This window comes from Pseudomonas sp. 05T35, assembly GCF_056396605.1.
The window spans coordinates 1-10,077 of record NZ_JBFTLU010000411.1; the positions used below are offsets into that span (position 1 = coordinate 1).

The 10,077-nt window shown below is 59.3% G+C and carries 7 protein-coding genes and 2 pseudogenes; 6 read left to right on the top strand and 3 right to left on the bottom strand.

The genetic code is table 11. The features are described 5' to 3' along the window. Positions 1 to 142: serine dehydratase beta chain (locus AC1DH9_RS24080; protein WP_477808905.1), on the bottom strand; the 142-nt coding region annotated here is incomplete at its 3' end. Between the two features lie 430 nt (positions 143 to 572). On the opposite strand from AC1DH9_RS24080, the gene AC1DH9_RS24085 reads away from it, so the two are divergent. From AC1DH9_RS24085 to choV, 3 genes are all read left to right on the top strand, one after another. Then, on the top strand, positions 573 to 1,523 hold the full coding sequence (locus AC1DH9_RS24085; protein ID WP_427545110.1) for a choline ABC transporter substrate-binding protein: 951 nt from the start codon (positions 573 to 575) through the stop codon (positions 1,521 to 1,523). Positions 1,524 to 1,589: 66 nt separating this feature from the next. Next, positions 1,590 to 2,435, top strand: coding sequence for a choline ABC transporter permease subunit (gene choW / locus AC1DH9_RS24090; protein ID WP_427534632.1), 846 nt, complete (start codon positions 1,590 to 1,592; stop codon positions 2,433 to 2,435). Next, positions 2,432 to 3,610 carry a choline ABC transporter ATP-binding protein gene (gene choV, locus AC1DH9_RS24095; RefSeq protein ID WP_477808903.1) on the top strand — a complete coding sequence of 393 codons (1,179 nt, stop codon included), beginning with the start codon at positions 2,432 to 2,434 and terminating at the stop codon, positions 3,608 to 3,610. Before choW ends, choV begins: the two co-directional genes overlap by 4 nt. A gap of 459 nt (positions 3,611 to 4,069) precedes the next feature. Here the strand turns inward: choV and AC1DH9_RS24100 are convergent. Beyond that, positions 4,070 to 5,560: pseudogene (locus AC1DH9_RS24100) on the bottom strand (BCCT family transporter); the annotation flags it as partial. A gap of 120 nt (positions 5,561 to 5,680) precedes the next feature. Further along, positions 5,681 to 5,818, bottom strand: coding sequence for a hypothetical protein (locus tag AC1DH9_RS24105; RefSeq protein ID WP_185019776.1), 138 nt, complete (start codon positions 5,816 to 5,818; stop codon positions 5,681 to 5,683). 225 nt (positions 5,819 to 6,043) lie between these two features. Between AC1DH9_RS24105 and betI the strand changes: the two genes are divergently transcribed. The 3 genes and pseudogenes from betI to betA all read left to right on the top strand — a co-directional run bounded on the left by betI (position 6,044) and on the right by betA (position 9,875). Continuing rightward, entirely contained in the window at positions 6,044 to 6,649 is a 606-nt protein-coding gene (betI, locus tag AC1DH9_RS24110; RefSeq protein WP_427533366.1) for a transcriptional regulator BetI, read from the top strand. A gap of 95 nt (positions 6,650 to 6,744) precedes the next feature. Next, positions 6,745 to 8,020 (top strand): annotated as a pseudogene (gene betB / locus AC1DH9_RS24115) (betaine-aldehyde dehydrogenase). 151 nt (positions 8,021 to 8,171) lie between these two features. Continuing rightward, entirely contained in the window at positions 8,172 to 9,875 is a 1,704-nt protein-coding gene (gene betA, locus AC1DH9_RS24120) for a choline dehydrogenase (protein ID WP_477808904.1), read from the top strand. The last annotated feature ends 202 nt before the right edge of the window (positions 9,876 to 10,077 follow it).

A 10,077-nucleotide genomic window follows, 5' to 3' on the forward strand; every position in this document is an offset into this window, starting at 1 on the left:
CCTCGATCCGGTGCACCTGCTCCAGCAGCCCCTTCTCGCGCAGCGACTCGACGAATAACGCCGCAGCGCGCATAGGCCCCACCGTGTGGGAACTAGAGGGGCCAATACCGATTTTGAACAGGTCGAAAACACTGATAGCCATGACTTGCGAGACTCCTCGATGAGCAGATTCCAGGTGTCAAAGCACCCGGTGACGGAGCTGCTACGCTCAAGCTGCGATCCGCCGAGATAACCCATCATCGGGCTTTTGCGATGTCGTTCGACGTCTCACACCGACGTACCCATGTCCACTAACGCCGCTGGCCGCAGACGGCATATTTTGGCCGTTTTTTTACAGTTCAGAGGACTAAAAAGCGCTGAAAAAAGCTGTAAACGACCTCACCGACACTGGAAGCGACCATCCCTGTACTGGATACGACGCACCCTGTAGGCGTCAGAATTTCACTGGTCCATGATCAGTCTCGACTCGATTGCACGGCGCTGTGGTAGAGCAGTCTTCATAACGCCGACCAACCGCAACACTCATAAGTGCGGTCAGAACACCGCCATAAAAAACACTCAGGAGTCCACCCATGAAAATAGGTTCCCCGTCGTTGTTGTTGGCCGCGATGCTGAGTCTGCCGCTTCTGGCTCATGCCGCAGAACCGGCGCAGTGCAGCACCGTAAACTTCTCCGATGTCGGCTGGACCGACATTACGGCCACCACCGCGACCACCAGCGTCGTGCTCGACGCGCTGGGCTACAAGACCAAGACCACCATGATTTCCGTTCCGGTGACCTACAAGTCCCTGGCCGACGGCAAGAACATGGACGTGTTCCTCGGCAACTGGATGCCGACCATGGAAAACGACATCAAGGCCTACCGCGATGCCGGCACCGTGGAAACCGTGCGCACCAACCTCAAAGGCGCCAAGTACACCCTGGCGGTGCCACAAGCGCTTTACGACAAAGGCCTGCATGACTTCGCCGATATAACCAAATTCAAGAAAGAACTCGACGGCAAAATCTATGGGATCGAGCCGGGTAACGATGGCAACCGCCTGATCCAGAGTATGATCGACAAGAACGCCTTCGGCCTCAAAGACGCTGGTTTCAAAGTGGTCGAGTCCAGTGAAGCCGGCATGCTCTCCCAGGTCGACCGCGCTCAGAAGCGCAACACCGCCGTGGTGTTCCTGGGCTGGGCACCGCACCCGATGAACAAGCGCTTCAAGATCCAGTACCTCACCGGTGGCGATGATTATTTCGGCCCGGATTTCGGTGCGGCGACAGTCCTGACCAATACCCGCAAGGGCTACACCCAGGAATGCAGCAACGTTGGCCAGTTGCTGAAGAATCTGGAGTTCACCGTAGACATGGAAAGCTCGCTGATGGGCAACATCCTGGACGACAAGATGAAGCCTGAAGCAGCTGCCAAGGCCTGGCTGAAAAAGAACCCACAGGTACTCGATACCTGGCTCGCTGGCGTGACCACCATTGACGGTAAACCTGGCCTGGAAGCCGTGAAAGCCAAGCTTGCACAGTAATCGTTGACGCCGGGCGAGTTCGCTCGCCCGGGCTGTTTTTTTCCTCGCATGCGGACGTTCACTACCATGCTGATTGATCAGAAAATCCCTTTAGGCCAGTACATCGCTGCCTTCGTTGAATGGTTGACGCAACACGGCGCCAGCACATTCGATGCGATCGCCACGACACTGGAAACGATGATCCACGGCGTGACGTTTGCGCTGACCTGGTTCAACCCGCTGGCACTGATCGGATTGATCGCACTGCTGGCTCACTTCATCCAACGCAAATGGGGCCTGACCGCTTTCGTGATCGCCTCCTTCCTGCTGATCCTCAATCTGGGTTACTGGCAGGAAACCATGGAAACCCTCGCCCAGGTTCTGTTCGCTACCTTTGTCTGCGTGATCATCGGCGTGCCGTTGGGCATCGTCGCCGCGCACAAACCGATGTTCTACACGCTGATGCGTCCGGTGCTCGATCTGATGCAGACCGTACCGACGTTCGTGTACCTCATTCCTACCCTGACCCTGTTCGGTCTGGGTGTGGTCCCGGGTCTGATTTCAACGGTAGTGTTCGCGATTGCCGCGCCTATCCGCCTGACCTACCTGGGCATCCGCGATGTGCCGCAAGAACTGATGGACGCTGGCAAGGCCTTTGGCTGCTCGCGCCGTCAACTGCTCTCGCGTATTGAACTGCCCCACGCCATGCCAAGCATCGCAGCCGGTATCACCCAGTGCATCATGCTGTCGTTGTCGATGGTGGTGATCGCGGCACTGGTGGGCGCCGACGGCCTGGGCAAACCTGTGGTCAACGCACTGAACACTGCTGATATCGCCCTGGGCTTCGAAGCCGGGTTGGCGATCGTACTGCTGGCGATCATGCTCGACCGTATCTGCAAACAACCCGAAGCTAAAGTAGGGGGTGACGCATGAGCATAATTCGCTTCGATAAGGTCGACGTAATCTTCTCCAAGGATCCACGCGAGGCCCTCAAGCTGCTGGATCAGGGCATGACCCGCGACCAGATCCTGAAAAAAACCGGGCAAATCGTTGGCGTTGAAAAAGCCAGCCTGGACATCGAGAAAGGCGRAATCTGCGTGCTGATGGGCCTCTCCGGCTCCGGCAAATCCAGCCTGCTGCGCTGCATCAACGGCTTGAACACGGTCAGCCGTGGCAAGCTGTTCGTCGAACATGAAGGCCGCCAGATCGACATCGCTTCCTGCACCCCGGCCGAGCTGAAAATGATGCGCACCAAGCGCATCGCCATGGTGTTCCAGAAGTTCGCCCTGATGCCTTGGCTGACGGTGCGCGAGAACATCAGCTTCGGCCTCGAAATGCAGGGTCGTCCCGAGAAGGAACGTCGCCAGCTGGTCGATGACAAGCTCGAACTGGTGGGCCTGACCCAATGGCGCAACAAGAAGCCCGACGAACTTTCCGGCGGCATGCAGCAACGTGTGGGCCTGGCCCGCGCGCTGGCGATGGACGCCGACATCCTGCTGATGGACGAACCCTTCTCGGCACTTGACCCGCTGATTCGCCAAGGCCTGCAAGACGAACTGCTGGAACTGCAGCGCAAGCTGCACAAGACCATCGTCTTCGTCAGTCACGACCTCGATGAAGCGCTGAAACTTGGTAGCCGTATCGCGATCATGAAAGACGGCCGGATCATCCAGTACAGCAAACCGGAAGAAATCGTCCTCAACCCGGCCGATGACTACGTGCGGACCTTCGTCGCGCACACCAACCCGCTGAACGTACTGTGCGGTCGCAGCCTGATGCGCACGCTGGACAACTGCAAACGCATCAACGGTTCGGTGTGCCTGGATCCGGGCGGCGATTCGTGGCTGGACCTGGCCGAAGGCAACACCATCAAGGGTGCACGCCAGAACGGCTCAAGCCTGGACCTGCAGAACTGGGTACCGGGGCAAGCGGTGGAAGGCCTGGGCCGTCGCCCAACGCTGGTGGACTCGAACATCGGCATGCGCGACGCGCTGCAGATTCGTTATCAGACCGGCAACAAGCTGGTACTGCATGACAACAATAAAGTGGTGGGGATTCTCGGCGACAGCGAGCTGTACCACGCGCTRCTCGGCAAGAACCTGGGGTAAGACAGCAGACACAAAAACGCCGCGAGAGGATCGCGGCGTTTTTGTTAGTGCACTGACCTGTGGGAGCGAGCCTGCTCGCGATGAGGGTCTTACATTCAACATCAACGTTGTCTGACCCACTGCTATCGCGACCTCGGCGCGGTAGTAACGCGTGCGCGCTTCATCCGGGTTCGGCGACTCGCTCGGCGCAGCCAGATAGCCGTCCAGGCTCACTTCGTAGACAAACGGGTTGCCCTCCTCCATCTCGATCCGCACGCCCATGCAACGCTTGGCTTTACCCAGCAACGTTTGCACATCCAGACCCTGAGTACGCAATTGCCCCGCCGCATCTTCCAGCGCCGGGCTGACGTGTTTGTCCATGAAGCGCTGAACGATCGACTGGCTCGGTTGCAGGTCCAGCTGGGTCAAACGCTCGCTAAAACCACGACGACCACGTGCCGCCAGCTCGGCTTGTTCCTGCTCGATCTGCACGTCCTGACGCATGGCCTTGTGCAAGCCGAACATGAAGAACACCAGCACCACCGAGAACGGCAGGCCGGCCAGCACCACCATGGTTTGCATGGCTTCGAAATTACCGGCGAACAGCAACCCAATGGTCACCAGCGTGATCACTACCGACCAGAAGATCCGCAGCCAGTGCGGGGCGTCTTCGTCGACGTTGCCGCCCTTGCAGGACAGGTTCGCCATCATCACCGCGCCAGAGTCGGCCGGGGTCAGGAACAACACGAAACCGACAAAAATCGACACGCCGATCACGATCTTCGACGCCGGGTAATGCTCAAGCAGTTGATAGATCGCCATGGACGGTTGCTCCAGCGCCGTCTTCCCGAGCTCCACCGCCCCGTGGTTCATCACCAGATCCAGCGCCGAGTTACCGAAGATCGACAACCAGGCCAAGGTGAAGCCCAGCGGAATCAGCAGCACGCCGGCCACCAGCTCACGCACGGTACGACCGCGAGAAATACGTGCGATGAACATGCCTACGAATGGCGCCCAGGAAATCCACCAGGCCCAATAGAACAGAGTCCACAGGCCCAACCAGCGCTCGGATTTGGCGTTGTCGGCTTCGTACACGTACAGGTCGAAAGTTTTCAGCACCACCCCGTTCAGGTAGTCGCCGATGTTCTGCACGAAGCCGTTGAGCAGGTGCAGGGTCGGGCCGAACAGCAGGACGAAAATCAGCAGGCCGCTGAACAGCACGATGTTCAGGTTGGACAGACGACGGATGCCGTTTTCCACGCCCGACACGGCAGCGATGGTCGCTACCGTGCTCATCACAATGATCACGATCAGCAGGTTGGTATTGCTGTGCTCCATGCCGAACAGGTTCTCAAGACCCGACGACACTTGCAGCGAACCAATCCCCAGGTTGGTCACCAGCCCCAGCAGGGTCACGAACATGCCAAAGCCGTCCACCGCATGACCGGCCGCGCCTTTGACCCAACGCTCGCCCACCAGCGGATACAGCGCCGAACGCAACGCCAGCGGCTGGTTATGACGGTATGCAAAGTACGCCACGGCCAAGCCGACCAAGGCGTAGATCGCCCAGCCGTGCAGGCCCCAATGCAGGAATGTCAGTTGCACCGCCTGACGCGCAGCCAAGTTGCTGCCCGCCACGCCTTCCGGCGGATTGAAGTAGTGATCCAGCGGTTCGGATGCACCGAAGTACAGCAGCGAGATGCCGATACCGGACGAGAACAGCATCCCGGCCCAGGCGCCATAGCTGAAGTCCGGAGTGTCGTCCTTGCTGCCCAGTTTGAGCTTGCCGTAGGACGAGAACGCCAGGCCGACGACGAATACCAAATAGGCGGCGATCACCACCATGTAGTACCAGCCGAAACTGCGCGACAACCAGGCCTGAGCGATCCCCAGCATTCTCCCGGCTTCTTGTGGCGCGGCGATGAGGATGGCGGTCAGCAGCAGGATCAATGCGGTCGAGGTGTAGAACACCCAGCCGTTGACCGCCACCTTCTCGGGTGGGGTCTTTATAAGAGAGGCAGAACTCATTGCACAGATGCTCCAGGCAGTGCGAGAGAAAGACACAAGGCAAAGCAGCACCCGACCAATCGGTTAGTTGGCAGCCGACCTGCGGGTGATATAAAGACACCCCGAAAAAAGCCCGAAACCGCGGCAGCCGTGTTGAAAACCGACCTCGATGATCGCGCGCGCGTACATGACGCAGCGCATGACCCTGAGCGTCTTGCCCATACAACGCGTCCATTGAAATCGGTTCGCAGCATGCCCTGTGCGGGTTTCGAGCATTTTTCGGATGTCGTTTTTCCGCCAACCACATGTAGGAAAAACCTGTAGGCAGCGACGATTTGTCGCAGATCTTATTCTTTGTTGATTGAACGTTCAATCAAAACAAAATAGACTGGCCCTCAATCCGGTAGCCGTTTTTCGCCCACCGGGAGGCCTAAGGAGATGTGCAAGATGCCCAAGGTCGGTATGCAACCCATCCGCCGTCAGCAGTTGATCGCAGCCACATTGCAGGCCGTCGATCAGGTCGGGATGGGGGACGCCAGCATTGCGCTGATCGCCCGTTTGGCCGGTGTCTCGAATGGCATCATCAGTCACTATTTTCAGGACAAGAATGGCCTGATCGCCGCCACGATGCGGTATCTGATGAGCGTCCTCAGCGAGAACGTCACCGCGCGCCGCCTGGCGCTGGGAGATAACAGCCCGCGGGCTCATCTTCGGGTGATTATCGAAGGCAACTTCGACGCCAGCCAGGTCAATGGCCCGGCAATGAAAACCTGGTTGGCCTTCTGGGCAACCAGCATGCACCAACCGTCTTTACACAGGTTGCAGCGGATCAACGATCACCGCCTGTATTCCAACCTGTGCTGCGAGTTCCGCCGAGTGCTGCCGCTTGATCAGGCACGCAGCGCAGCACGCGGGCTGGCAGCCCTGATTGATGGTTTGTGGTTGCGCGGCGCGCTGTCGGGAGACGCTTTCGACACCGAGCAGGCGCAACGAATCGCTTACGAATATATGGATATCCAACTGGCTAAACAGGAGCTGCTAGAGCACACATAACCGCTCGGCCCCTGAACGGCGACTGATCAACGTGCCCAGGCTGTACGGCACGCCCAGTGGTTAACGCCAATAACTAATGCACTTGCGAGGACTCTATGGCCCGTTTCGAACTGCAAAAACTTTACATCGACGGCGGTTACTCCGACGCCAGCGGCGACGCCACCTTCGAAGCCATCAACCCGGCTAACGGTGAAGTTCTCGCCAAAGTGCAACGTGCAACCTTCGCCGACGTTGAGCGCGCTGTCGTCAGCGCCGAAAAAGGCCAGAAAATCTGGGCCGCGATGACGGCCATGGAGCGTTCGCGCATCCTGCGTCGCGCCGTTGAAATCCTGCGCGAGCGCAACGATGAACTGGCCGCACTGGAAACCCTGGACACCGGCAAGGCGTACTCCGAAACCCGTTACGTCGACATCGTTACCGGCGCTGACGTACTGGAATACTACGCAGGCCTGGTGCCGGCCATCGAAGGCGAGCAAATCCCGCTGCGCACCACGTCGTTCGTTTACACCCGTCGCGAGCCCCTGGGCATCGTGGCCGGTATCGGCGCGTGGAACTACCCGATCCAGATCGCCCTGTGGAAATCCGCTCCAGCCCTGGCGGCCGGTAACGCGATGATCTTCAAACCGAGCGAAGTCACTTCCCTGACCACCCTGAAACTGGCTGAGATCTACACCGAAGCAGGCCTGCCAGCGGGCGTGTTCAACGTTCTGACCGGCAGCGGCCGTGAAGTCGGCACCTGGCTGACCGAGCACCCACGCATCGAAAAAATCTCCTTCACCGGCGGCACCGACACCGGCAAGAAGGTCATGGCCAGCGCTTCCGGTTCGTCCTTGAAAGACGTGACCATGGAACTGGGCGGCAAATCCCCACTGATCATTTTCGACGACGCTGACCTGGATCGCGCCGCCGACACCGCGATGATGGCCAACTTCTACAGCTCCGGCCAGGTCTGCACCAACGGCACTCGCGTGTTCGTACCGAGCCACCTGAAAGCCGCTTTCGAAGCCAAGATCGTGGAACGCGTTGCGCGCATCCGCGTCGGCAACCCGCAAGACGAAAACACCAACTTCGGCCCGCTGGTCAGCTTCGCCCACATGGAAAGCGTGCTCGGCTACCCGCGCCAACGACACCGAGTTCGGCCTGGCTGCCGGCGTCGTGACCCGCGACCTGAACCGCGCTCACCGCGTGATTCATCAACTGGAAGCCGGTATCTGCTGGATCAACGCCTGGGGCGAGTCCGACGCCAAGATGCCGGTCGGCGGCTACAAGCAGTCGGGCGTGGGCCGCGAGAACGGCATCAGCTCGCTGAACAACTTCACCCGCATCAAATCGGTACAGGTCGAGCTGGGCGATTACGCCTCGGTGTTCTAAGGCGCAATTTACTTCGCCTGCGAGGCCGTCATCGCGAGCAGGCTCGCTCCCACAGGGACCCCATTCCAATGTGGGAGCGAGCCTGCTCGCGAATCGAGTGCGCAGCGCTCGCCATGGCCGAACCTGACCAACTTCAAAGAGGGTGCATTCAATGTCCCAGGAATACGACTACATCATCATCGGGGCCGGCTCTGCCGGTAACACCCTGGCGACCCGTCTGACTGAAGACGCAGGCGTCACCGTCCTGCTGCTCGAAGCCGGCGGTCCGGACTACCGTTTCGACTTCCGCACGCAAATGCCTGCGGCACTGGCGTTCCCGCTGCAAGGCCGTCGCTACAACTGGGCCTACGAGACCGATCCGGAGCCACACATGGACGGCCGCCGGATGGAATGCGGTCGCGGCAAGGGCCTGGGCGGTTCTTCGCTGATCAACGGCATGTGCTACATCCGCGGTAACGCCATGGACTACGACGGCTGGGCGAAAAACCCTGGCCTTGAGGACTGGACCTACCTGGACTGCCTGCCGTATTTCCGCAAAGCGGAAACCCGCGACATCGGCCCGAACGACTACCACGGTGGCGAAGGCCCGGTCAGCGTGACCACGCCTAAAGCCGGCAACAACCCGCTGTTCCACGCGATGGTTGAAGCAGGCGTACAAGCCGGTTACCCGCGTACCGAAGACCTGAACGGCTACCAGCAGGAAGGTTTCGGTCCGATGGACCGTACCGTGACGCCTAAAGGCCGTCGCTCCAGCACCGCGCGCGGCTACCTGGACATCGCCAAAAAGCGTTCGACCCTGAACATCGTCACCCACGCCCTGACCGACAGGATTCTGTTCGAAGGCAAGCGTGCGGTCGGCGTACGTTACCTGGTGGGCAGCGCCGAAGAACCTGTTGAAGCCCGTGCACGCAAAGAAGTGTTGCTGTGCAGCGGCGCGATTGCTTCGCCGCAAATCCTGCAACGCTCCGGCGTCGGCCCGGCCAAGCTGCTCAAGAGCCTCGACATTCCCGTGGTTCACGACCTGCCAGGCGTCGGCGAGAACCTGCAGGACCACCTGGAGCTGTACCTGCAATACGCGTGCACCCAGCCGGTTTCGCTATACCCGTCGCTGCTYTGGTRCAACCAGCCGGCCATTGGTGCCGAGTGGTTGTTCAATGGCACCGGTATCGGCGCCAGCAACCAGTTCGAGGCTGGCGGTTTTATCCGTACGCGTCCGGACTTCGAATGGCCGAACATTCAGTACCACTTCCTGCCGGTGGCGATTAACTACAACGGCAGCAACGGTGTGAAAGAGCACGGCTTCCAGGCGCACATGGGTTCCATGCGTTCGCCAAGCCGTGGCCGCATCCAGGTCAAATCCAAGGATCCGCGCCAGCACCCGAGCATCCTGTTCAACTACATGGCCACCGAGCAAGACTGGCAGGAGTTCCGTGACGGCATCCGCCTGACCCGTGAAATCATGCAGCAGCCGGCACTCGACGCGTTCCGTGGTCGCGAGCTGAGCCCGGGCATCGAAGTGCAAACCGACGAGCAACTCGACAAGTTCATCCGTGAACACGCCGAAACCGCGTTCCACCCGTCCTGCTCGTGCAAAATGGGCACCGACGAAATGGCCGTGGTCGATGGCCAGGGTCGCGTCCACGGGATGCAGGGTCTGCGTGTAGTCGATGCCTCGATCATGCCGCTGATCACCACCGGTAACCTGAACGCACCAACGATCATGATCGCCGAGAAAATCGCCGACAAGATCCGTGGTCGTCAGCCACTGCCTCGCAGCAAGGCCAAGTACTACGTCGCGGGCGACGCCCCGGTGCGTGGCAAGCCGTTGCGTGAAGTGGGCCCTACGGGGCAGTAAGCTCAAACTTCAGTGACACATAAAACCCGCCACTTCTTTTTAGAACTGGCGGGTTTTTCATTTGAGCTCGAACAAAACTCACCAAGCAACTCACAAAACTTGCAATACATATTGAGTTCCCACTTCACCTCATTCCTTTAAATTAAGAGACGCCAATATTCAACCATCACCTCAAGGATCGAGATGAATAACAACATTACTT